General features: G+C 49.9%; 21 protein-coding genes. 16 read left to right on the plus strand and 5 right to left on the minus strand.

Annotated features, from left to right (window positions below):
* The first annotated feature begins 3 nt into the window (after nt 1-3).
* The 9 genes from HA050_RS04945 to HA050_RS04985 all read left to right on the plus strand — a co-directional run bounded on the left by HA050_RS04945 (nt 4) and on the right by HA050_RS04985 (nt 8,635).
* The gene (locus tag HA050_RS04945) at nt 4-969 is read left to right on the plus strand and encodes a DUF2157 domain-containing protein (RefSeq protein WP_166822829.1); all 966 of its coding nucleotides are present in this window, start codon (nt 4-6) and stop codon (nt 967-969) included.
* Complete coding sequence (locus HA050_RS04950) at nt 966-2,564, plus strand: GDYXXLXY domain-containing protein (RefSeq protein ID WP_166822832.1); 1,599 nt, start codon at nt 966-968, stop codon at nt 2,562-2,564. Before HA050_RS04945 ends, HA050_RS04950 begins: the two co-directional genes overlap by 4 nt.
* A 648-nt stretch (nt 2,565-3,212) precedes the next feature.
* Entirely contained in the window at nt 3,213-3,902 is a 690-nt protein-coding gene (locus HA050_RS04955; protein ID WP_166822835.1) for an RNA polymerase sigma factor, read from the plus strand.
* Between the two features lie 86 nt (nt 3,903-3,988).
* Nucleotides 3,989-4,138: a hypothetical protein gene (locus HA050_RS04960; protein WP_166822838.1), complete on the plus strand. Its 150-nt coding sequence runs from the start codon at nt 3,989-3,991 to the stop codon at nt 4,136-4,138.
* Between the two features lie 139 nt (nt 4,139-4,277).
* Nucleotides 4,278-4,742: a hypothetical protein gene (locus HA050_RS04965; protein WP_166822841.1), complete on the plus strand. Its 465-nt coding sequence runs from the start codon at nt 4,278-4,280 to the stop codon at nt 4,740-4,742.
* A gap of 128 nt (nt 4,743-4,870) precedes the next feature.
* Entirely contained in the window at nt 4,871-5,479 is a 609-nt protein-coding gene (locus tag HA050_RS04970; RefSeq protein WP_166822844.1) for a RhiA family protein, read from the plus strand.
* A gap of 158 nt (nt 5,480-5,637) precedes the next feature.
* A complete protein-coding gene (locus HA050_RS04975) occupies nt 5,638-6,045 on the plus strand; it encodes a hypothetical protein (RefSeq protein ID WP_166822847.1) in 408 nt (135 codons plus the stop codon).
* 205 nt (nt 6,046-6,250) lie between these two features.
* Entirely contained in the window at nt 6,251-7,825 is a 1,575-nt protein-coding gene (locus HA050_RS04980; RefSeq protein ID WP_166822850.1) for a glycosyl hydrolase family 18 protein, read from the plus strand.
* A gap of 225 nt (nt 7,826-8,050) precedes the next feature.
* On the plus strand, nt 8,051-8,635 hold the full coding sequence (locus HA050_RS04985; RefSeq protein WP_166822853.1) for an RBBP9/YdeN family alpha/beta hydrolase: 585 nt from the start codon (nt 8,051-8,053) through the stop codon (nt 8,633-8,635).
* A 99-nt stretch (nt 8,636-8,734) separates the two neighbouring features.
* Here the strand turns inward: HA050_RS04985 and HA050_RS04990 are convergent, their stop codons facing one another.
* The 5 genes from HA050_RS04990 to glpD form a co-directional block, all read right to left on the minus strand.
* Nucleotides 8,735-10,204 carry a hypothetical protein gene (locus HA050_RS04990; RefSeq protein ID WP_166822857.1) on the minus strand — a complete coding sequence of 490 codons (1,470 nt, stop codon included), beginning with the start codon at nt 10,202-10,204 and terminating at the stop codon, nt 8,735-8,737.
* Nucleotides 10,205-10,229: 25 nt separating this feature from the next.
* Nucleotides 10,230-12,338: a DUF8225 domain-containing protein gene (locus HA050_RS04995; protein ID WP_205836297.1), complete on the minus strand. Its 2,109-nt coding sequence runs from the start codon at nt 12,336-12,338 to the stop codon at nt 10,230-10,232.
* Between the two features lie 12 nt (nt 12,339-12,350).
* Nucleotides 12,351-12,509: a hypothetical protein gene (locus HA050_RS05000; protein WP_166822860.1), complete on the minus strand. Its 159-nt coding sequence runs from the start codon at nt 12,507-12,509 to the stop codon at nt 12,351-12,353.
* A 190-nt stretch (nt 12,510-12,699) separates the two neighbouring features.
* Nucleotides 12,700-13,503 (minus strand): triose-phosphate isomerase, encoded by an 804-nt coding sequence (gene tpiA / locus HA050_RS05005; RefSeq protein ID WP_166822863.1) that lies wholly within the window; start codon nt 13,501-13,503, stop codon nt 12,700-12,702.
* Nucleotides 13,504-13,515: 12 nt separating this feature from the next.
* Nucleotides 13,516-15,027 carry a glycerol-3-phosphate dehydrogenase gene (glpD, locus tag HA050_RS05010; protein WP_308418886.1) on the minus strand — a complete coding sequence of 504 codons (1,512 nt, stop codon included), beginning with the start codon at nt 15,025-15,027 and terminating at the stop codon, nt 13,516-13,518.
* A 215-nt stretch (nt 15,028-15,242) separates the two neighbouring features.
* On the opposite strand from glpD, the gene HA050_RS05015 reads away from it, so the two are divergent.
* The 7 genes from HA050_RS05015 to tdh all read left to right on the plus strand — a co-directional run bounded on the left by HA050_RS05015 (nt 15,243) and on the right by tdh (nt 24,393).
* On the plus strand, nt 15,243-16,013 hold the full coding sequence (locus HA050_RS05015) for a DeoR/GlpR family DNA-binding transcription regulator (RefSeq protein ID WP_166822865.1): 771 nt from the start codon (nt 15,243-15,245) through the stop codon (nt 16,011-16,013).
* A gap of 809 nt (nt 16,014-16,822) precedes the next feature.
* Nucleotides 16,823-18,328 carry a glycerol kinase GlpK gene (gene glpK, locus HA050_RS05020; protein ID WP_166822868.1) on the plus strand — a complete coding sequence of 502 codons (1,506 nt, stop codon included), beginning with the start codon at nt 16,823-16,825 and terminating at the stop codon, nt 18,326-18,328.
* Between the two features lie 179 nt (nt 18,329-18,507).
* Nucleotides 18,508-19,212, plus strand: a complete 705-nt coding sequence (locus tag HA050_RS05025) for an MIP/aquaporin family protein (RefSeq protein WP_166822871.1) — start codon at nt 18,508-18,510, stop codon at nt 19,210-19,212.
* Nucleotides 19,213-19,331: 119 nt separating this feature from the next.
* Nucleotides 19,332-20,714, plus strand: coding sequence for a glycerol-3-phosphate transporter (gene glpT, locus HA050_RS05030; RefSeq protein ID WP_166822874.1), 1,383 nt, complete (start codon nt 19,332-19,334; stop codon nt 20,712-20,714).
* Between the two features lie 495 nt (nt 20,715-21,209).
* Complete coding sequence (locus HA050_RS05035) at nt 21,210-21,833, plus strand: PEP-CTERM sorting domain-containing protein (protein ID WP_166822877.1); 624 nt, start codon at nt 21,210-21,212, stop codon at nt 21,831-21,833.
* A 158-nt stretch (nt 21,834-21,991) separates the two neighbouring features.
* Complete coding sequence (locus HA050_RS05040; RefSeq protein WP_166822880.1) at nt 21,992-23,194, plus strand: glycine C-acetyltransferase; 1,203 nt, start codon at nt 21,992-21,994, stop codon at nt 23,192-23,194.
* A 173-nt stretch (nt 23,195-23,367) separates the two neighbouring features.
* On the plus strand, nt 23,368-24,393 hold the full coding sequence (tdh, locus tag HA050_RS05045) for an L-threonine 3-dehydrogenase (protein ID WP_166822883.1): 1,026 nt from the start codon (nt 23,368-23,370) through the stop codon (nt 24,391-24,393).
* The last annotated feature ends 85 nt before the right edge of the window (nt 24,394-24,478 follow it).

Consider the following 24,478-nt stretch of genomic DNA (forward strand, 5'->3'; position numbering starts at 1 on the left):
CTGATGGATCAGCGCCTTAGCCTCTACGCACTGGCAGCCAAATACCAGCTGGATGCCGCTGCCACACAACAATTACAGCAATTAGCCGCCCCTGATCCGGCGGCAATCACCAGCCGCCTGCCAAAAATCATAGCAGTGACAGCTGCGGCGCTGTTTGGGCTGGGGCTGGTTTTCTGGATTGCCGCCAATTGGGATACGCTGGGGCGGCTGGGGCATTTTGTGCTGCTGCAGGCGCTGTGCGTTTTACTTTGCACCGCCGCCATTGTGTTGGCCAAAGCCCGTATTCCCCTTTGCCTGTTGGCGCTCCTGTCTGTTGGCGGTCTTTTTGCTTACTTTGGGCAGACTTATCAAACTGGCGCAGACCCGTGGCAGCTGTTTGCAATCTGGGCAGCCCTCACCCTGCCGCTGTGCCTGAGTGCCCAAAGCGATGTGCTGTGGGCGCCCTGGGCGCTGATCGTCAGCACGGGGATTTCATTGTGGATACACGCGCATACCGGCCACCGCTGGCGGCTTGAGCAGGCTGACACCCAGGTTTTCTTGCTGGGCTGGAGTGCGGCCCTGCTGATGACGCTGCTGCTCAGCCCAAAACTGCCTTACTTAAAAGGCACCGGCCACTGGGCGTTTCGCACCTCCATGACCCTGTGCAGTATCATGATCTGCAGCAGCGCCTTCACCGCACTGCTCGCTCAGGATGTTTTGCTGCTTTACTTTTTAGGACTGATGCTTTTTGCTTTGGCGGCGGCGGCCATGGCTCAGCCTGCCACTTTCGATATTTACGGCTTAAGCATTATCGGCCTGTGCCTGAATATTTTGCTGATCTCCGGCCTGGCCCGCTTGCTGTTTAACGGGCATATCAACGACAACTTTATCGGCCAGATTCTACTGATCGGCCTTGCCGCAGCAGGCTTACTCGCCTTCACCGTCAGCAGCTTACTGCGCCTTTCCAGACACCAGGCCAAAACATTATGAGCCATCCCCTCTTAGAAAAAGCCATCGCCGCTGGCCTTGTGCCTGGTGATGCCCACGTTGAAACACCAGAGAGCAGGCCATGGCCTGTGGTGCTGCTCACGGCACTGGGTGCATGGCTGGCCGCCATTCCTTTGCTGATTGTGATTGGCCTGATGCTGGGCGACACCATTATTCACAGCGTGGCGGGTCCTTATTTTGTGGGGGTACTGGTTTTGGCAGCAGCCATCCTGCTGCTGCGCGGCCAGGATATTCCATTATTTGTTGAGCAACTGGCTATCCCTGCCCTGATGGTGGGGCCTGCCCTCATTGCTTATGGTCTGTTCACCCATTTACCCAGTGCACTGGCCTGCACCCTGCTGGCCTTACTGGCAGGCGGGCTGACATGGGCCATCCCCAGACCCTGGCTGCGTGTCTTGCTGGGTGCAGCCTCTGCCGCGCTCACCGGCTGCTCCATCCTGATCTGGATTAAAAATGGCCATAGCGATACTCATTCCGAGCTTTGGCTGGCGCTGCACACCCTGTTTTTGCTATGGCTGCTTGCCTGCGCCGTGCAATACAAAATACTCAACAACGGCGCAAAAGCACTGATCGCAGCGGCATTTGAGTCCTTCTTTACCGGCTGGCTGCTGGTGATTCTTGCCGGGCTGGCCTTTAGCTCAGGCATGACTTTTCTTGCCGGGGCCAGCCTGAGTAATAGCGTTTTTGCTGAAATCATGCATGAAGCAGCACCACAGTCTGCAACAAGCCACAGCTTGTTCGCGCTTAGCTCAACCCTGCTTGCTCTGGCAGCCGCGCTGTTAATGGGGCGCAGCTGGCCAGCACTTCGCAGCTACGCTTTCGCTGCGGTGATTTTAGCGGCGCTGGCCTGGCTGATGCCTGCACTGGGCGCGGTATTACTGGCCCTATCCATCAGCCTGATGGCCGGGCGCTGGCGCACTGCCAGCAGCGCAGGCCTGGCTTGTGCATGGATGATTGGCGCGTTTTACTACCAGCTGGATTGGACACTGGCCAACAAAGCGCTTTTGTTTATGCTGGCAGGCAGCCTTCTGGGGGCGATTGCATGGCGGGCCTTGGCCCCACCTGCAGCAGCCAGCACCAGGACCATGATTAGCCCTCAGCAAAAATGGGGTATCGCACTGACCGCTGCATGTGTGTTGCTGGCCGCCAATATTGGCATCTGGCAAAAAGAAAACCTGATCGCCCGCGGCCAGCCGCTGTATATCTCACTCGCCCCGGCCGACCCGCGCTCCCTGATGCAGGGCGATTTTATGCAGCTTAATTTTCAAATCCCCTTTGATACACCGGCAGTTGGCGATATAAGCAATCCATCCCGCCCTTTTCTCGTTATGAAAAGAGACAAGCAAAACATCGGCAGCGCCCAGCGTATCGATCATGGCGAGCCACTGGCGGCGGACGAATTTAAAATCGAACTCAGCCCCAAAAACGGCCGCTGGGTACTCGTTACCGACGCATGGTTTTTTAAAGAAGGCGAAGCCAGCCGCTGGGCGCAAGCCAGATATGGGGAATTCAGAGTCATGCCGGATGGGAAAGCGTTACTGGTGGGGCTGAGGGGCGATGGATTGAAGGGGCTGTAATCTAAACTTTAAAACATATATCCACGTTCAATATTCCACGTTCTGCCTTGCTAAACAGAGATTAAATCCAGCCATAAACCAGCCATAAACCAGCCACACACAGTGGCTGCGGGCAGTTGTAAAGCATCTGCAGGTATATTGCGTGTGCTTAATCAATATCTGATCACAAGCCGCTAAACAGCTTGTGCGCCTGCTTAAATCCTCTGTCTTTGTCTTTTATGAAATATCCCTCCTCATCATGATCATCATGTGCAGCGAATCCAAATCAGCTTAAGTTTTACAGCCCGATATAGCTCCAGCCACGCATCAATCACACCGGCCTTACTGATTGAGTGAATAAAGTGGCAGCAGCCCTGAACAAACGACATACCCCCTGCATTAGATATTTACGCATGACCTTCATGGTATCTGCGGCATTTTTGTCAGGATGTTGATTACACATCAGACTACCGTACGCCTCCCACCCTGCTTGGCCCGCCTTCAAAAAACCCGCCCCGCCCTCCAGCACATTCTTGCCCCGTAACAAAATCCATTTGTTTTCACATTAAGCCATTCCGCACCGTCCTCTTACCTAAACCTGTCTCAAATCTTAGCAAAAACCAATAAACGAGACAGGAAAACCATCAACACACACCACAGAGGCGCAATATGGGGACAAAACTGAGCCAACAACAGCAACGCTGGGGCAATGCATCCGAGCAAGAGCTGATTATTGCACTTGCCAGTCACAATGAAGGTGCATTTGAAGAGTTTATTACCCGCTACCACCATTTTCTTCAGTATTTGTGCAATCGTTTTTGCTCAGGCAATTCGGAAAACAGCAAAGATTTGTACAGCCTTGTCCTGCTTCATATTTATACAGAATCTCCATTTAAATTATCGCAAATCCGCCACCTTGGAGGCTGGCTGCGTCAGGTAACCAAAAGCAAGTTTATTGATCAGCAGCGCTGGCTGAATGCAGAAAACCTGAGGCTTCAATTGCATCATGAAGAAACAGACCATCACAGACCTGTTTCTCCTGAATATCAGGCTCTTGGAGACGAACTACTCAAACAAATACAAGAAGTATTCCAAACCTTGCCTGAAAATTTACATGACGTAGCCTATTACCGTTTTGTAGAAGAAATGCCTTTCAGAGAAATAGCTCAGCTACTGAAAATTAGTGAGGAACTGGCACGTAAACGCGCTCAGCTGGCTCGTAATTTATTAAAACCCGCACTTTGGACTTATGTAAATATCGCCATTCAAAGTGATCATGCCGGCAATAAAGGCGCTCACGGTGCAGAACAATTCGAGCACGAAGCACACACCTCCGCATTTTTTGATCTGCCCGACTAAATTCATTCTGCGCTCAATTGGCTTACACATTATTAAACGCATTCAAAAATCATGCTGACTCGCTGATCAATACAGAGGAATTAATAATGACTGAGTTGCGGATTAATTACGAGTCACTGAGCGAAGCACTCATTGAGCTGAAACACTTAAAAGCAAAAGGCTGGACATTATATTTCAGCAACGATGGCTTAGAGATCATTGCAAGAAAGCGATTTTTATTTCACGGCCAGCAATAAATACACAACCAAAGCAAGGCATATATTTTAACAACAGCGCACGACTCACACTCTGTTTACGTATCTTAAAAAACAAGTCTGAAATTAATTCACAAAAAAACATTCTGCATCGTCTTATTTACAACAGGGCAATACAAAAATGAACCCAATAAAATCAGCACGCAACAAAATACGGCACGGGTTCAAAGTCACTCTCATATCAAAAAACATTCAATCAGATAAAAAAGTAAAAGAATTTGCAGATGAAATAAACAACAACCCCCGTTTATTTACCAGTGAATTTAAAAAGAAAATGCGTGAGGCACATACCAATATTATATGCACCGCAAACGACAATTACATTATGCTAAGCACAAAAAAAGAATCCGCATACATCAGCGTTAACAAGGCAAAAACATATTCATCCGACAACAAAGGCTATTCAGGCACTTTTTTTACAAACCTGCTGATCAGAACACAGAACAATCAGCCTGTCTGTCAATTTATACCCGCAATAAGCTGGACATACAATGAATGCGCAATAAAAAGAAAACTCAGAGTTGCCAACACAACACCAACACCTGAATATGGCCAAAATATTGAAATACCAATGGATAACTATTAACAACCATTACAAATATCATCACAAATAAAATATTTTTATGATCAATTTCAAAACTAAGGAGAACTAAAGAATCAGACACAAAAACACAATACCCAAATTTAATTTATTCAACCCCTGAGGATCACAACATGACTGCTTATACACTTTCGTTTCAAAATAATTCCAGCAACTCTGCCACCGCTTGCGTTTACACCACAGCGCCTGATATTGGCGTGCCTAATGTAATGTCTTTGGCATGGCTGACTAAATCATCTCACCCTACAACCCGATTAAATTTTGACTGGAATATTGATTACAGCCTTGTTTGGTCAGAAAACGGTACTCTTAAACCTGGTGCCACATTTGAAGCATCCCAAACATGGGCGATTGATCCACACGGGGAAAATGCAGTATTGCTGACTTATGACGAGCACGGCTATACCTTTACCAATAAATCAAGCGCAGCTCCGGCAGGCTCACTTATCGTGAAGCAAAGCTCGAGCGTGCCATTACGCAAAGCATCGGTTGGGGTAGGTATCTCTGGCCAGCCCGCTCTGGCTGTAGAAGCACAACCCAATATTCTCCTTGCATTTACACCCCATCCTAAGTACTGGATCACCTTTGGCAGTTATGAAGTGGGTGAAGTGCTGGATCTGGAAGAAATCTCAGATTCATTTGAAATTGATTATCCAGCCAATATTTATTCAGCCGTAGTTACTCTGGATATTAACAACCAATGGAGCGTGGTTTACAAATAAGCCACAGCAATAAAAAGAAGGCAGTAAATACATTACTGCCTTCTTAATGGCCACACCCCATATAGATGGAAAATCCGGCGGCACAGCTGACGAATTAAAGAACTCCTTATAGAAAAGCCTCCATATCTATATACATACTCAAAACAAAGGAATTAACCATGCCTGATAAAAAAGTATTTATTAACAGCAAAAAAAAACCTGAAGTTGCTGAAAAGACAGCCGTAGTCATTAAAAATGACTCCGATTTTACCAATAAAATGGCCAAGGAAATTAACAACAATAAAGCACTGAAAGTTCGCGCCACATCAAAGAATGGCGTACTGTTTCTGTCCGCACTAAATTCCGATCAGGCTTTAACATCAGAAACCGCTGATAGTGAATATGAAGCCAGCGGGGTTAACTCTGCAGTAGTGGCCTTTTTAGTCAGCGTTGCCAGCGGTGTGGTTGCCAATCTTATTTATGATGCCATTAAATATGGCTTCAACCGTCTCCGTCCAAATCAGCAGCAAGCCCAGGACGTCTCATCACAAGGGGAAGAGCTGCAAGTTATTCTGATTAACCAATAAAACCCCGCTTTATTAACCGAATAATGCCCCGAATAAATGGCGTCATTATTTTTACGACATAAACAATAAAAATGGTGAGTCATTTTTATTACTCACCATTTTATCTTCTGCCCCATCTTTTTAATCTTCCACTCAATACGTACGGCATTCTCCCCTGCCCCAACTGACGCCCGGCAAACGGACTGCGTTTCAAGGAGTAACAAACATGGAAACCACAGCAAAACAAGCAACAGAGTTAACTCAGACAACTGACAGTGCTTTAATTTATCCATCCGACCCCGGTACCCTTGTCGGCGGGCAGATTTTAGGGCAGGGGGCGGCAGAGAAAACCTATGCGGTCAATCATTTTAACCCCAGTATGGAAGACAGCAACTTTTCATACACGCCGGGCCGCGTGGTTAAAAATGTGTTCAATAAATATCAGAACAATGAGTTTCAAGTTGCCTGCTATTACACAGATTGGTCGCAGTATGATTCGCGTTATGAAACGAGCAGCGACTTTAAAGAAGGAGGTCGTGGTACCGACCTGATGCGCTTACAAGATGCCGGCCCTTTTGACAAAATCGTTATTGGTTTTGCTGGCATTATTGGCGACACGGGCGAAAAAGCTGACGCAATCAATAAAGCAGCACTGGCTTTCAGTATTGCCAGCAGCGAAAGCGATTTACCCAATCAAAAAGGCAAGGCCACCTTTACCGATCCATGGGGTGATGTGCAGTCATACATCAATTGTGGCTTTCCAGGCTACAAAGATGGGACGCCTGCACAGCTCTTTAACCCTGCCACTGCACAAGGCGTACTGGGCTGCTTAGTCCGGCTCAAGCAGAGCAAGCCCGATTTGCGCGTATCGCTCAGCCTGGGTGGCTGGACGATGAGTCAGGCGTTTCACTTTATCGCGGCAAATACCGCGTTAAGCGCACGCCTGGTACAGAGCCTGAAGCATATCGTCGACACCTTCCCGATGTTTACCGATCTGGATCTTGATTGGGAATTTCCAGGCTGCTCAGGCAATGGCAATTGCTTTGGGCCGGAAGATGCTCTCAATTTTGCCCTTCTGATTCGCGACATCAAGGTGGCGATACCCAACATTCATATCAGCATTGCCGTGAATGCTGCGCCTGAAAAAATGCAGCACGCCAATATTCCTCAACTGATTGCCGCCGGGGCAGATGGGCTGAATGTGATGAGCTATGACTTCTTTGGCACCCCTTGGGCCGAAGGCTTAGGCCATCAGACCAATCTGCAAAGCGAAGACCCTACTCAGAACTCTGCTGCACGCGCAGCCGAATACCTGCTGGGTTTAGGCGTTGACCCCAAAAAAATCCACCTGGGTTATGCCGCCTATACCCGCAATGCCAAAGGGGCGCGGATCACCTCGGTATCCCCCCTGCAGGGCAGTTACGATAATCAAAGCACAAACAACACAGTGGGCAGCTTTGAATCTGGTGTCACAGAGTGGCCGGACATTGTGCGCAACTATATCGACTTTGAGCAGCAAAGCGGCCGCAATGGCTTTCAGCTGTATACCGATACAATCGCAGATGCGGATTTTCTCTATAACAGCAGCAGTCAGGTATTTATGTCGCTGGATACGCCACGTTCAGTGCGGGCCAAAGCGCAGTATGTGCGTGAGCAGGGTTTGGGTGGCCTCTTTGTATGGACCGGCGATGGCGATAATGGCCTGCTGACCAATGCCGCCCGAGAAGGGCTGGGATGCAAAATACAGCAACAAATCATCGACATGACTTCATTCTACTTCCCTGGCATTACCCAGAAATAAATATGGGCGGCCATATCAAATAAACCGCCCCGGCTATTCACATGACCTCAGGCGGTTTATTTTTTACGAAATGATACTGGCCGTTTTTTGCGCTGCCTTTAATAATCCGGCTGCATCGCTGTTTTCTTAATCCACATCATCCCTGGCGCAGTTCTCTCCGGGGCACCAGTGGTTTAAGATCTTTACTGCGTAAAATCTGCAATCAAACAGACAGGATTACTCTGAATGCCCACCCTCTACATCATCCACGGCTATGATGCCGCGCCTTCTCACCACTGGTTTCCCTGGCTGCAGGACCAGCTGGCTACGCTTGGAGTGCCTTGCCATATTCTAGAGATGCCCAACTCCGGCCAGCCAGATTTAAATGCCTGGCTGACTAAAATTGAGCAAAGCGTGGCAGTGCATAACGAGGATGTTTATTTTGTGGGGCACAGCCTTGGCTGCATTACGGTGCTGCGGCATTTAGAGCGAATTAATCAAGCCATTGGCGGCGTAGTGCTGGTGGCGGGCTTTGCCGGGGCCGTGCCGCTTTTGCCCCAGCTGGATGAGTTTACAGCGCAGCCTTTAAATACTACACATCTGCGCCAGCTGATTAGGCAGCGCTCTGTGATCGCGGCGGATAACGATGCCACTATTCCTTTTGCCCTGACTAAGGCACTTGGCCAGCAATTAGATGCGCAGTTTTTAATTGTAAAAAATGGCGGGCATTTTTTACTGGGCGAGGGTTTTGATACCCTGCCCGTGGTACTGGATGAATTACGCCGGATGTTTGAGCTGGCCAACGCTGAAACATCCGGCAACAAGGTTTAAAAAAACAGCTGCAGCCCTCGGCTTCGGCAGGAATCCAGCGTTTGCGCTGGCCATCCGATAAATGTATGCGGGGATAACAAGCTACATTCAGATGACGATTTAAGGCAATTTCACCCGCATCAGTTTACTTTTACTCTTTTTGGATTGAGCCGAAGGATTGCTGGCTTCTCCGAATAAGAATGAATAATCACTGGCCAGCGTCTGCCCCTGCCCGGCTATCGTTGCACCAGTATGGCAGGACAGGCAGCTCAGGTTCTGATGGTAGGTTTCCAATACCGTATTAGCCACAGGCTGCTGCGCCACCGGAGGCTGGGCATTGCCATCTGGCAGTGGCGCTGTTGCACCGGGGTAGATGGGGGTGTTGCTGTTTGGCCAGAGCACATTTACCAGCTGGTAATTCAGAAATACCGAGTTAGGATTGGCCGCTTTAATCGTGGCCCAGGTATTGGTATTGAGCGCGGCGATATTATTGGCGGTGGTGCTGCTGATCGGCGTGGTTCGCACCACTTGCACCGGCGCATTGTAAGGATCTGTCCCCACCACCGGCATTTTATTCTGCACACATTTGTAGTAATCCGTTGCCGGATCACAGTTCAGATTGAAATAGGTGTACCAGGGCAGGGGCGGCGCGCTCAGCTCGGTTTTGCTTGGCGCGTTATAAACATGCTCAAATGTGCTCCACATAAACTGCTGGGCATTGGGTGTTTTACGAATAATATGCAAAGCCACCAGCCCTACCGTCACCTGTTTTGGCGTCGTACTGCCGCCCCCTGTAATCGGATAACTCACCCATGCTTTAGATGTTTTAAACATCGGCCACAGCGTGGGGTCATCCAGCTCAATCCATGCCGCCTTGATTTCAATCGCCCCCACCGTGCCATACGTTGAGAACGTCGCCGAGCCATCGGGCAAATTCAGCCCCTGTGTGGTGGCAAATGAGGGCTGCTTATTGGCGATATACAGCTGGTTCTGGTTGATATAGTTGTATTCATCCTGATTAAGCCGCTTTTCAAACAGGGTGACGTAGTTATTCATTTTGGGCTGCGCGGTGAGCCATGCCCCATTGGTGCCCGCCTCGGCAATGTCTTTTAATGCAGCCGGCGAGGTATCCGTAAATTTAGACGTGTGGTAAAGACTCTTGATGCCCAGCGCCGAGGTGGCCTGCAGGGTTTTCGTTTTCATTAAAGACCGCATCGCCAGCGGAATAGCCTGCTTATTGGCCCATGGCAAAGGAGGCGCGCCATTGGGGCGGAACACCTCGGAAGATTCTTTATAACTTTCCCAAACCACCGGGCTGCTCGTGCCTGCCACCCCGAAAGAGGAAGCAGGCACGCTGGTATCGGGCTGCCCCGGTAAATTGGGGTCAGCCGCCCAGTTAAGGGTAATAAACTGCTGCCATGCCAGATTATTAAATGCGTTTTGATTGGTCCCAAGCGAATCGCAAGGAATAACCGGCTGCATCACCGGCACACCATTCCATGTGGGGCAAGCGGCATGGGCGAATGCCCCCGCCAAGCCCGCCCCAAGCCCAAGATAAGCGGATAGCTGCAAACGATTCAATATACGCATGGCAAACCCCTTTAACTCTTCACAATCAAGCCGGAATAATATTCAGCAGCGCAGACATAGGCGCCTGCACCTCGTCCCCATAGTTTGTCAGCGCCAGGCCACGTAAACCCAAAGCAGCATTTGCGCCCACACTGACATTTAAATTAAGCGAAGCGCACTGGGATGGATAAGAATTACCTGGCACAGCGTAATTAACGTTGTCGTTAAAGCCACTGACCACCACCGTCACATCCGGCCCAAAGTCCACCGCTGGCAGCTGCCCCTGTGGCCCAAGCTGCGTAGTAGTGCAGGTCAGCACCATAGGGATATTGCTTTGCCCAAGCCGCACAATCGGAGCAATCAGGGTGGAATTACTGGCCAGCGAAATCGGTGTATTCATTGGATTGCTGACTTCGGTATTAAAGTAGGCATTCCAAATAGCCGAGTGAAACAGCTGTAAGGGCTGGGCGTAATCAGGCGGCACAGGGCTGGCAGGCGGGGTAACACCCGTTGGTGGCGGTAAAACGCAAGCTTCATTGGCAGGGGCTGCCGAAACCTGAATCGGGCGCGCCCACAGGCCAATCGACATCTGTTGCGTGACTTGCCCGCCCCACTGAATCAGCTCGCCGCTTGCATCGGTGATATCGCCTATCGTAAACGACACACCCGCATCCACCCACGATTGTGGCAATTGAAACACCGCATGCAGCACAAAATTACCGCCATTTTGTGGCGATGCTGCTGTGGCACCAAACAACATTCCGGTAACAGGATCAGTTAATTCTGCCGACCCGCGCACAATCTGCCAGCAATCCTGGGCTGATGCTCCCGCGGGCAATTTTGGATCTGCAGGCAGGGTAAAGCCGCTTAAATCCGGCACCTGGATATACAAGCCGGTTGGATTTGCCAGTGCAGCCTTGCAGGGAAAACCGGTAAGCTGCCCGCCAATCGCCTGATTCACCGATTGCCCGATATGCGGATCGCTATTGCGGTAAGCCTGCCCGTATTGCGCGCAGCAAATCAGTGTTTGCGGCACGCTGTTGCCGCAATTGCGCTGTATCGTCGCGCCGCCCGCCAGGGCCATTTCTGTTTGCAGCGTATTTGGGGTGCTGGTCAGATGCATCGCACCACCATAATTATTGCTGCTGCCACGCACGGCAACGGGGCCGCTGTTCCATTTATTCAGCGGGTTATAAGCCGGGCGGCCGGTTGACGGATCAATCACCACGGCTTTAGTCACCGGATCTTGCAAGTATAAATCGCTGACTGGCACCACCACCTGCGCCGAAGCTGGCGCACCAAAGCTCAGCGTAGATGTATACACATCGGCCACTTTTTGCGGATCAATCATCCACAGCGTGTTCCAGTATTCCGGGTTTTCGCAGGTCATATCAATGCGGGTGATTTTATTGCTTTGCGGATCGCGCACTACGCTCCACTCGCAATACTCATCCTGCCAGCCGCGCGGGCCATAGGGGCCGTACATATGCAGCTCGCTATTCCATGTAGCCTGCGGGCAAAGTTGGGTGGGGATATTCTGGAAAGCGGGCACAGGCACTTCAGTTGTGCCGTATTGATCAGCAATCGCAAACAATTGCGCAGGCAAATAGTTGTAAGGATTGGCAGGGTATGCGCCCTTACCCAGATATTGGCTCAGGCGGTTTGGAAACGCCGTCCATTGAATTAAGGCCGCCGTTGCGGTGCTGGGAATGGTGGTGAACTGGGTATCAAAATAAGAGGTTTGATTGCTGGCATAAAGCAGATTCCACGGGTCGCCCATGATGGCCTGCGCGGTAAAGCCACTGATATTGGTGTTCCATTGCAGGCAAACGGCATCGTTTTGTGCTGAATTGACCGGAAAATCATTAATAAATGCTGGCGTATTAAACACAACTTTCTGATACGAATCGCATTGCGGTGCGCTGCCATACCATGGCTGGCCGGAGAAAAACGCAGCATCCCCCGGGCTGAAACTGCGGCCATTGGTCAGTACCATATTCTGACGGCAATAAAAAAAGAAGCTGATTTCAGCATTTTGCGCGGCATAAGCCTGAGCGGCCTCCACGCTGCCGCATGCTTTTGTGCCTATCCAGTTGGCCCAGTTGGCCTCTTGATACTGAGCGACATTATTCGTTTTGATCCATGTGTTTTGCATCTTTTGCTCCAATTAAACAGACCAACAAGGGATGCCTTTCTCTTGCGCCTGATAAGAGATGGCATAAAGGCGCTCCGCACCCATAGCAAACTGCGTCAGCGCACCGTCAGCACAGAACATCACCCAGCCCATCCTGCCCAAGGCAATACCCAGCCAGACAAGTGAAACCAATATAGTTTGAGCCCCTTATTACGCCATGGAATATTTAATTATAAGAAAGAATGAAAAAATAAATTTGTAAGCATATTGAATACAAAAGCAAGGATAGTAATGAGATCAACAATTAATCTTACAAAAATAGAGCGCAAAAAAAACCCGCCTGTACGATGTACGGCGGGCTTTAACTGTGCAGAAATTCAGCTTAAATATTGGCAGCCTTATAAATGCTGAGCAGATCATTCACATTTAACGAGGCCCCGCCAACTAATCCACCGTCAATATCAGGCATGGCAAACAACGATGCGGCGTTGTCAGCCTTCACACTTCCGCCATATAAAATCGTGACAGATCCGGCCCATGCGGGTGAAAACAGCGCCAGCTGCCGGCGTAAGAATGCATGTACGTCCTGTGCCATTTCTGGCGTAGCGGCAAGGCCGGTACCAATCGCCCAGACCGGCTCGTAAGCAAGTACAAACATGGCATTTTTTTTCATCAGCTGCAAAATAGCCCTCAGCTGCTCTGCCAGAACCACCTCAGTCTGCCCTGATTCCCGGTCACTCATGGTTTCACCCACGCACACAATCGGGATCACCCCTGCTGCAATACACATGGCGGCTTTTACCGCCACGGTTTGATTACATTCGCGGTGGCGATCCCGCCGCTCAGAATGCCCAACAATGGCGTAGCGGCAACCTAACTCTGCCAGCATATCAGCCGACCATTCGCCCGTGCGTGCACCATGCGTAACCTCAGCCACATCTTGCGCGCCATAGTGCACGCCAGAGCTGCTGGCCAAGCGCCCTACTTCGCCCAGATAAGGCGCAGGCGGGCAGACAACCAGCTCGACACTCTCCATAGCTGCCGCAGCCAGACGCGGCAGGCTTTCACGGCACAGTGCCAGATTGCCAAACATTTTCCAATTGGCCACCACCATTCTGGCGCGTGGCGCAGCTAAATTAACCGGGCAGCTGATGGTTGCATCCAGGCGATCTAATGTGATTTGCATCATGGTGTCCTTTTATGAAACAAGCGCTGTATCAGTTGAACGCACCGCCGTTTTTGCCAGCCACTGGCTCAAAATTTCATCTGCATTGGCAGGTAAATGCAGGCGAAGCTTGGTTCTGCGCCAAAGAATATCTTCAGCGCTTTTTGCCCATTCAAATTGCATTAAATAGCGCACTTCTGCGGCGTAAAGCGCAGGCAGAATTTCCTCGCCCAGATCGGCCACACATCGGGCGCCTTTAAGCAAAACAGCCGTTCTTGATCCATAGGTACGTGCATATCGCTGCAATAAATCACCCGGCATCCATGCAAAATCTTTTGCCAGCTTTTGCATAAATTGCTCAAAACTGCCGTGCAAATCGCCGCCAGGCAGGGCTTTAGTTGCACTCCAAATTGCGTGATGATTACCCAAATGCGGCGCAAGCAAATCAACGGCCTGCTCGGCCAGCTTGCGATAGGTGGTGATCTTGCCGCCAAACACAGACAGCAGGCCCTCAGCAGGATCAAACTCCAGTGAGTAATCACGGGTTACGCTGGCCGCATTGCCGGAAGCATCATCCAGCAGCGGGCGAACGCCTGAAAAGGTCGCCACCACGTCATTTGGGCTGATCTGCTGCTCAAAATAGCGATTGCTCATCTGGCAGAGGTAGCTAATTTCGTCATGATCAATGCTGACTCGGGCAGGGTCTGCATGGTATTCCACATCGGTGGTGCCAATCAGCGTGAAGTCTTTTTCATAGGGAATCGCAAAAATAATGCGTTTATCCGGGTTTTGGAAAATATAAGCATCTGGGTGATCAAACAGCTTTTTCACCACAATATGGCTGCCTTTTACCAGCCGCAGCGCGTGGGCTGATTTTTGCCCCACTACATTTTTAAGCACCGATTCCACCCATGCACCGGCCGCATTCACCACCGTGCGCGCTTTGACCTGCTGCACCCCATTTGCGCCCTGCAGAGTACAATGCCAAACGCCATTTTCACGCTTAGCCGCCACGCAGGCCGTTTGGGTATGCACCACCGCACCGCGCTCTGCCGCATCCATCACATTCAGTACCACTAAACGGGCGTCTTGTACCCAGCCATCTGAATAAGCAAAACCATGGCTGTAACCGGCCTTGAGCGGTTGCCCCGATGCATGGCTGTCAAAACGGATAGATTCTGTGCCGCGTAAAACTTTGCGGCTGGCTAAGTGATCGTAAAGAAATAAACCGGTACGGATCAGCCACTTAGGGCGGCCAGTGGGATCGTGCGGCATCACAAAACGCAGTGGCCAGATAATATGCGGGGCTAAATCGAGCAGCACTTCACGCTCTTGCAGCGCTTTGCGCACCAGACCAAATTCGTAATATTCCAGATAGCGCAAGCCGCCATGAATCAGCTTAGAGCTGGCCGATGAGGTGTGCTGCGCCAGATCATCTTTTTCACACAGGCAGACAGAAAGGCCACGGCCGGCCGCGTCACGCGCGATCCCTGCCCCGTTAATGCCCCCGCCTACGACCAGTACATCGTAAATTTTATCTTCCACGCTTTTCTGCCCCAGATGCGATGCAATTATTCATTATTGATTCTATTTGTACACAAACAAATATAAAACAACAAAATACTAACATTATATTTTCGCAAATGTTTGCTATGGAAAACCCCTATACCCTTTTTTGCATCTTGTAAGCTTCCCCCATCGCATTGTCCACAATGGCTTGTTAAACTCTGTACAACTCTTTTCAGCCAACGAGACGCAGCATGATTTTGAATCTACGCCAGCAGGAACTTTTAAAATGGGTGCAAAGAGAGGCTTATGTCAGCGTTGAAAAGCTGGCAGAACACTTTGATGTTACGCAGCAAACCATACGCCGCGATATTCACCAGCTGGTTGAAAACAAGCTGGTGCAAAAACTGCATGGGGGGGTCAGCACCTTATCCAGCGTAGAAAACGTGGCCTATGCAGCCAGGCAAGTGTTGCTGATCGAAGAAAAACAAAGAATCGCTGAGTTGGTTGCAGCGCATATTCCCAATAATGCGTCTTTATTTATTAACCTTGGCACCACCACTGAAGAAGTGGCCAAAGCACTGCGCCATCATCGCGGCCTGCATGTGATTACCAATAATCTGAATGTCGCCGCCATCATGTGCACATACCATGAGTGCGAAGTGATTATTGCGGGGGGCATGGTGCGCGGCAGAGACCGGGGCATTACCGGCGAGGCCACCATCGACTTTATTAATCAGTTTAAAGTGGATTACGGCATTATCGGCATTTCCAGCATCGAAGCCGACGGCACGCTGCGTGATTTTGATTTCAGGGAAGTGCGTACTGCCGAAGCAATTATCAAACAATCAAGGCATGTTTTTTTAGTGGCAGACCACTCCAAATTTGGCCGCCCCGCCCTCGCCCGCCAGGGCCATTTATCGCAAATCACCGCGTTATTTACTGATCAGCCGGTTGATGCTTCCATGGATGCAGTGATTAAAGAATCAAAAACCCAGCTCTATATTGCAGAAACGCCTCAATAAGGGATTGATGCCGGGTTTCGCAGAGCGGTTGAAACCCGCGTATTTATTCAGGAGTGCTCGCGGGCTTCAGCCCTTTTGCGCTAAGCAGTTTGGTTCTTCGCAGCAAAAAAGACCAAAGAGGGTGACTACACTCTTGATACGGGGCTTAAATCTCCCATTGAAACACGCCAGAGCGATGCAGCGAGCCAATCCCGCCCGCCGCCGGCTCGATTGGACCGCAGCAGGGGCCTTCGTGTTTTGTAGCTTGGCTTCGTTTCTTGGCCACGCAAGAAAAGAAGGTCCAGCGGGATGGCCGCACCTGAATCAACGCGCCAAAGGCACTAAAAAAATCTTTGTGACTTTGCTTCGCGCACTCAGCCCTCCAACAATCGCCAACTGACTTCCCCACTGAAACAAGAATATTTGATCTCTAACGCCCCTCATGCAGAGAAAAACACTTTTTTTCAATCAAAAACGATAAACCACCTGCAAAAAAAATCCGTACATTTACTTGAGTTGAACTATTTTTTTCTCATTTCGCATAAAAATGCAACAAATCTAAAAAAACATTTACCCCGCTGCACACCGCGTAAAACCTCACCTTTTCGCTTTTGTAGTCATTTTTTTTCGATTACAAGTTGCGGTATCCCCTGATATAAAACAAGTTTGCAACGATTAAAATCAGAAACGATCAGAAAAGAACATTACACAAACAACAAGCCTTTTCTGCACTCAATTGCTTGCCTCATACAGCCTGTGAGGCCGACAATTCACCCATAAAAACACACTCAATAACACATCGCTTGCCAGCTAAAGCAAAGGGGATAGAAGTGGAAAACAAATACATTTTGGCGCTTGACCAGGGCACAACCAGCTCACGCGCAATTTTGTTTAATCAGGCAGGCGACATCATTTCGATGGCGCAAAAAGAATTCAAACAGATTTATCCTCAGCCGGGCTGGGTAGAACACGACGCGCTGGAAATCTGGGTTGGGCAATCCACCGTAGCGCACGAAGCCATTACCCGCGCCAATATTGACAGCACCCAAATCGCCGGCATCGGCATTACCAATCAGCGCGAAACCACCGTGGTGTGGAACCGTGAAACCGGCCTGCCGGTTTATAACGCCATCGTCTGGCAAGACCGCCGCACCGCGCAGTATTGCGATGAAATCAAAGCCCTGGGCCTTGAAGCATCGATTCGCAGCAAGACCGGCCTGCCCGTTGATGCGTATTTCTCCGGCAGCAAGATCAAGTGGATTTTAGATAATGTAGAAGGCGCACGTGAGCTGGCTAATGCAGGCAAGCTGGCATTTGGCACAATAGACAGCTGGCTGATCTGGAACTACACCCACGGCGAAGTGCATGTGACTGATGTATCGAATGCATCCCGCACCATGCTGTTTAATATTCAAACACTGACTTGGGATAAAGACCTGCTGGAGCTGATGGATATTCCTGCCAGCATCCTGCCGGAAGTACGCTCATCCAGCGAAATCTACGGCTACACCCATGAATCGATGCTGGGCAGCCGCGTGCCTTTATCCGGCATCGCAGGCGATCAGCAAGCGGCCCTTTTTGGCCAGCAATGCACCCGCCCCGGCATGGTGAAGAACACCTACGGCACGGGCTGCTTTATGATGATGAACACGGGCGTTACCCCTATCATCTCTAAAAACAATCTGCTCACCACCATCGCATGGCAAATTGGCGACCGGGTTGAATACGCGCTGGAAGGCAGTATTTTTATCGGCGGCGCAGTGGTGCAATGGCTGCGTGATGGCTTGGGCATGATCAGCAAGTCTTCCGAAGTCAATGAATTAGCGGGCCAGGTTAAAGACAGCGATGGCGTGTATCTGGTACCCGCCTTTGCCGGCCTTGGCGCACCGCACTGGAATCAGGACGCCCGTGGCTCGCTGTTTGGCGCAACGCTGGGCACAAAATCAGCGCATATCGCCCGCGCTGCGCTCGACAGCATCGCTTACCAGACCGCCGATGTATTAAAAGCAATGGAAGCCGATGCAGGCATCAGTATTCCTGAGCTGCGTGTGGACGGTGGTGCAAGTGTTAATCCATTACTGATGCAATTTCAGGCCGATATCCTGGGCACCGATGTGATCCGCCCAAAAATCACCGAAACCACCGCTCTGGGCGCGGCTTACCTGGCTGGCCTTGCCGTGGGTTACTGGAAGAGCATTGAAGACGTGCAAAGCCAGTGGCAGCTGGATAAGCGCTTCAGCAGCCAGATGAGCGCAGAAGGCTCGGGTAAATTACTGAAAGGCTGGCACCGCGCAGTAGAAGCCACCAAAACCTGGGCCAATCACGAAGCGGATTAAGAGGACTGCAGAGCGCAACCGAAGCGCTGCGGGCGACAGTGATGAGTCGCTCAGCGCCGCTTCGGGCACGCTTTATCAGCAGACTTAATTCGGGATTTATTCCGATCAAAATCCTGAAGTACAAAAACAAACTACCCCCTCATTATCCGGGCCTCTGCCCGCTTCAAACTGGAATTCAAATGACTCCATTATTTGCCGAGTTTATTGGCACCGCTTTATTGGTTCTTTTAGGTAATGGCGTTGTCGCCAATGTATTACTCAATAAAACCAAGGGCCAGAACAGCGGCCTGATTGTGATTGCCTTTGGCTGGGCCATGGCCGTATTTGTAGGTGTATTCAGCGTGGCCGCCATTAGTGGCGCCCACCTCAACCCGGCCGTCACCATTGCTTTGGCAGTTGCCGGTAAATTTGCATGGAGCGATGTGGCTGGCTATATCATCGCGCAAATGCTGGGTGGTATGGCAGGCGCTTTTGTGATGTGGCTGATTTATCACAAGCACTTTGAAAGCACCGAATGCGGTGACACCAAGCTCGCCGTATTTTGCACCGGCCCGGCAATTCGCCATGTAGCGGGCAATCTGGTTTCAGAAATTGTCGCCACCTTTGTATTGGTATTTGCGATTTTAAGTATGGTTGCGCCAAAAATGTCTTTAGGGGCCATTGACGCCCTGCCGGTAGCCCTGCTGGTACTGGGGATTGGTGTTTCTTTAGGCGGCACAACAGGTTATGCCATGAACCCTGCCCGTGACTTAGGCCCGCGCCTGATGCACGCCATTCTGCCAATCTCCGGCAAGCGCAACAGCGATTGGGGCTATGCCTGGATTCCTGTAGCAGGCTCGATTATTGGTGCCGCGCTCGCAGCTCTTGCCCACGGCATTCATTAAACTTCACCCGCCCGGAAAAATACGATTTTTATCCGCTGGCCAGCTGCTTGCCAGCGTTTTCCTGAGGCTTGTTTCCAATGCAGGCATCCTGTTCCAATGCCTGCACACAGGGATTTTTCATGTTTAAATTTTTACAACCTGCCAGCCATCTCACACGCATGGATGAGCAGAAAATTGACAGCACTTATAAACGTTTACGCTGGCAAATTTTCCTGGGTATTTTCCTGGGTTACGCGGGCTACTATTTAGTCCGCAAAAACTTCTCACTTGCCATGCCCTATTTAGTTGAGCAGGGCTATTCGCGTGGCGATTTAGGCTTTGCCATGTCGGGTGTGGCGATTGCTTATGGTGTATCTAAATTTTTAATGGGCGCGGTATCAGACCGCTCTAATCCAAGGGTATTTTTAAGCCTTGGGCTGGTGCTTTCCGCGGCTATTTTCCTGTTTATGGGCTTTGTGCCATGGGCCACATCCAGCGTCACCATTATGTTTGTACTGCTGTTTTTAAACGGCTGGGTACAGGGTATGGGCTGGCCGCCATGCGGCCGTACCATGGTGCACTGGTGGAGCCAGAAAGAGCGCGGCTCGGTGGTTTCGGTATGGAACTGCGCTCACAATGTGGGCGGCGGCATGATAGGCCCGCTGTTTATCTTAGGCATGGGCTGGTTTAACGATTGGCGCTCGGCCTTCTATGTGCCAGCTGCGGCTGCCATTGCCATTGCTGTGCTGGCCTTTGTGGTCATGCGCGACACCCCGCAATCCTGCGGCCTGCCTGCTGTCGAAGAATATAAAAACGATTACCCGAAAGATTACAACGAGGCGCACGAAGTAGAGCTGAGCGCCAAAGAAATCTTTAAAAAATACATCCTGCCCAATAAGCTGCTCTGGTGTATTGCCTTTGCCAACGTGTTTGTTTATCTGCTGCGTTACGGCGTACTGGATTGGGCCCCTACCTATTTAAAAGAAGTGAAGCACTTTACGGTTGATAAATCGTCGTGGGCTTACTTTTTGTTTGAATGGGCAGGCATTCCGGGCACGCTGCTGTGCGGCTGGATGTCGGATAAAGTCTTTAAAGGCAATCGCGGCGCAACGGGCTTGTTCTTTATGGGCCTTGTTACCATCGCAACCATTGTTTACTGGCTGAACCCGGCAGGCAATCCTACTGTAGACATGCTTTCTCTGATCGCCATTGGCTTCTTTATTTATGGCCCGGTGATGCTGATTGGCCTGCATGCACTTGAGCTGGCGCCGAAAAAAGCCGCAGGAACAGCGGCAGGCTTTACCGGCCTCTTTGGTTACCTTGGCGGATCGGTTGCCGCCAGTGCGGTGGTGGGTTATACCGTGGATCATTTTGGCTGGGATGGCGGCTTTATGCTGCTGATCGGCTCTTGTATCGCCGCAATGATTTTACTGGCCCTGACAATGTTTCATGACACGCCAGCCAATAAAACCAAACGTGAGGAAAAAATGCTGAACCCCACACTGGCCAAAGCCGCAGGTTAAATCTGAAATAAACACGCAATGCCGCTCAAATTTGAGCGGCATTTTTTTATTACCCAAACCGTATTCTCTTACAAAACAAACTCTTTCATTTTCAGCATTAGCCATAACAGAAAATGTGGAAAATCAAGCCCTATTGAGTCCATAAAGCAACTAATCGCCGCTCATTACTATGGAGCAGATCACAGCACTATCGTATAAAACCACAAAAACAAGCCATGAGCGCTGTTGTATTTTCATCCAAACACCAAACCGTATATTTATTATTTTAATTTAAAATACAGAAAATCAGCAATTGATACTTACAATTAAACCTTTTTACACCAAAAAAACCATTTAATTATCACTCAATCCGTAAGAAACAATAACAATACATTAAAACAACTACATATGCTTAATTAGATAATTCTTATAATTAAACCCAATTGAATTTAATAAAGAAAAAAATAATAAATAGAATATAATTTGATCATTCAATTACAAACACAGGTTATTTCTATGAAATCTTACATTGCGGTTCTTTTAAGCTCGCTGATTATTTCTGCTCCGGCACAGGCAATCAGCGTTAAAGTATTTACTGATAAAGCAGAATGGACAAAAGCCCTTAAAAACATTATTTCTGGTGAAGATTTTGCTGATGGCACATTTATAAAAGGCCTTTCGATCAAAGCAAACTCCACAGACCCTGCTGATTTTTCCCACAGCTACACAGTTACAGGCGGAAAATTAGTTGACCGGCTTACCGAAAAACACAGCACCAGCATCAATTACACATCCAAATTACTTGGAATTGGCGGCGATTTTGACCTCTCCCTCAATGAGCCAGGCATGGGTATCAAGCTGGTACTCAGTGGCGATACTTTCAGTAATTATCTGATCCCTAAGGAAATCAGCAAATACGCCACCGGCGGCTTTTTTGGCCTGGTTTCTGACACCGCCTTCACATCACTAAAACTGATGGCCGGCACACAAGGCACTGCATTAGTAAACGGGGAACAATACAGCCTGGATAATTTATCTCTTGCTACCGCCACAGCCCCCATTCCAGAGCCTGAAACCTACGCATTAATGGGTATGGGCATCATTGGATTATTCGCGGCACGCCGCCGTAAAACTAAATAAATGCTGATTGATTAAACACAAGGCCGGGCAATGCCCGGCTTTTTTTATGAAGCTAAAACAGTTAGGCATCATTTATTTGTAAGAACTGCTACTGATCGCCCATCTGCCTGCGGTCTACAATCTGAACATCAGATTATAGACCCGCACACAGGATGACTATGAATCACGCTTACCTTTCACACCTTAATGCCACCCTCGAACAAATCCACAACGATGGCTTTGCCAAGCCAGAACGTGTGATTGCCAGCAAGCAGCGTGCAGATATCACCCTGCAAAGCGGCCAGGAAGTACTCAATTTTTGCGCCAATAATTATCTGGGCCTGGCCGATGATGCACGTCTGATTGAAGCTGCCAAACAGGGCATGGACGATTACGGCTATGGCTGCGCTTCGGTGCGCTTTATTTGCGGCACACAGCAAATCCATAAAGACCTCGAGCAGGCGATTTCTGGCTTTCTGAAAACAGATGACACCATTTTGTATTCCAGCTGTTTTGACGCCAATGGCGGCGTATTTGAAACATTACTGGGCGAAGAAGACGCAGTGATCTCGGACGAGCTGAACCACGCCTCTATCATTGATGGTGTTCGTCTGTGCAAAGCCAAGCGTTTCCGCTACAAAAACAACGACATGCAAGATCTGGAAGCACAGCTGATTGCTGCCGATGCAGCGGGTGCGCGCTACAAACTGATTGTGACCGACGGCGTGTTCTCCATGGACGGCATTATCGCCAACCTGAAAGACCTCTGCGATGTGGCCGAGCGCTATAACGCCATTGTGATGGTGGACGATTCACATGCCGTGGGCTTTATTGGCGAAAACGGCGCGGGCACACCAGAATTGTGCGGCGTACAGGATCGCATTGATCTTTACACCGGCACCCTGGGTAAAGCTTTGGGCGGCGCATCAGGCGGCTATGTTTCCGGCCGCAAGCCGATGATTGATTTACTGCGCCAACGCTCACGCCCATATTTGTTCTCCAATACCCTCGCCCCCGCCATTGCTGCCGCCAGCCTGAAGGTTTTGGAAATTCTGTCCAGTGATGAAGGCGCTGCACTGCGCAGCAATTTAAAACGCAACGCAGAGTACTTCCGTAAAGCCATGAGCGAAGCTGGCTTTACCTTGGTGCCGGGCGAACACCCGATTATCCCCGTGATGCTGGGCGATGCCCGCCTTGCTGGCGAAGTATCCGCAGCGCTGCTTAAAGAAGGCGTCTACGTGGTCGGCTTCTCTTTCCCTGTTGTCCCTAAAGGCAAAGCCCGCATCCGCACGCAAATGTCGGCAGGCCACAACTTAGAGCAAATCCAAAAAACAGTAGACGCCTTTATCAAAGTCGGCCGTGAACTGAAAGTGATTGCATAATGAATAAGAAATGAAAGTTCTGCAGACACAGAGCTAAATGAGAACACAGAGCGTATAGAGAAAAATCAAGCTTTACCCCAAAAGCATTACTCTGTGTTCAGCATTGAATCTCTGGCACTCTGTGCCTGCAGGCCTTTGGTTTTGCCGCCTTAAATCAATAATGGAAATACCAGATGAAAGCCTTATCAAAATTAGAAGCAGCACCCGGCCTGACGATGAATCAAGTCGAAAAACCTGCCATTGGCCATAACGACCTGCTGATCAAAATTAAAAAAACCGCCATCTGCGGCACCGATATTCATATCTGGAAATGGGATGACTGGGCGCAAAAAACCATCCCGGTGCCTATGCACGTTGGCCATGAATATGTTGGCACCGTGGTAGAAATTGGCTCTGAAGTGCAAGGCTTTAAGATTGGTGATCGCGTATCCGGCGAAGGCCACATCACCTGCGGCCATTGCCGTAATTGCCGCGCAGGCCGCCGCCATCTTTGCCGCAACACCATCGGCGTGGGCGTTAATCGCCCCGGCGCTTTTGCCGAATACCTCGTGCTGCCTGCCTTTAACGCCTTCCCTATTCCGGATGATATTTCTGACGATTTAGCTGCGATTTTCGATCCATTCGGCAATGCCGTACATACCGCCCTGTCGTTCAATATGGTTGGTGAAGATGTATTGATTACCGGCGCTGGCCCGATCGGCATTATGGCGGTAGCGATTGCCAAACACGTAGGCGCGCGCCATGTGGTGATCACCGACGTCAATGAATACCGCCTCGACCTGGCCCGCAAAATGGGCGCAACCCGCGCCGTCAATGTCTTAAAAGAAGATTTAAAAGACGTGATGGCGGATTTAAAAATGACCGAAGGCTTTGATGTGGGTCTGGAAATGTCCGGCAACCCGCAAGCTTTCCGCACCATGCTGGAAACCATGCAGCATGGCGGCAAAGTAGCGCTCTTGGGCATCCCCCCAGCAGATACCGCCATCGACTGGAATCAGGTCATTTTTAAAGGTCTGGAAATCAAAGGCATTTACGGCCGCGAAATGTTCGAGACCTGGTACAAAATGGTCGCCCTCATCCAATCCGGCCTCGACATCACCCCGATTATCACTCACCACTTTCATGTGGATAAATTTGAGCAGGGCTTTGAGGCCATGTTGTCGGGGCAAAGTGGTAAGGTTATTTTGAGCTGGGAATAATGCATAAAAAACCCACGATGCAGATCGTGGGTTTTTTATGCCAGCTCAGATATCGCTTAATAATATTCCATATATCTTGCCTGGC

This window comes from Iodobacter violaceini (assembly GCF_011601265.1).
Taxonomy (GTDB): domain Bacteria; phylum Pseudomonadota; class Gammaproteobacteria; order Burkholderiales; family Chitinibacteraceae; genus Iodobacter; species Iodobacter violaceini.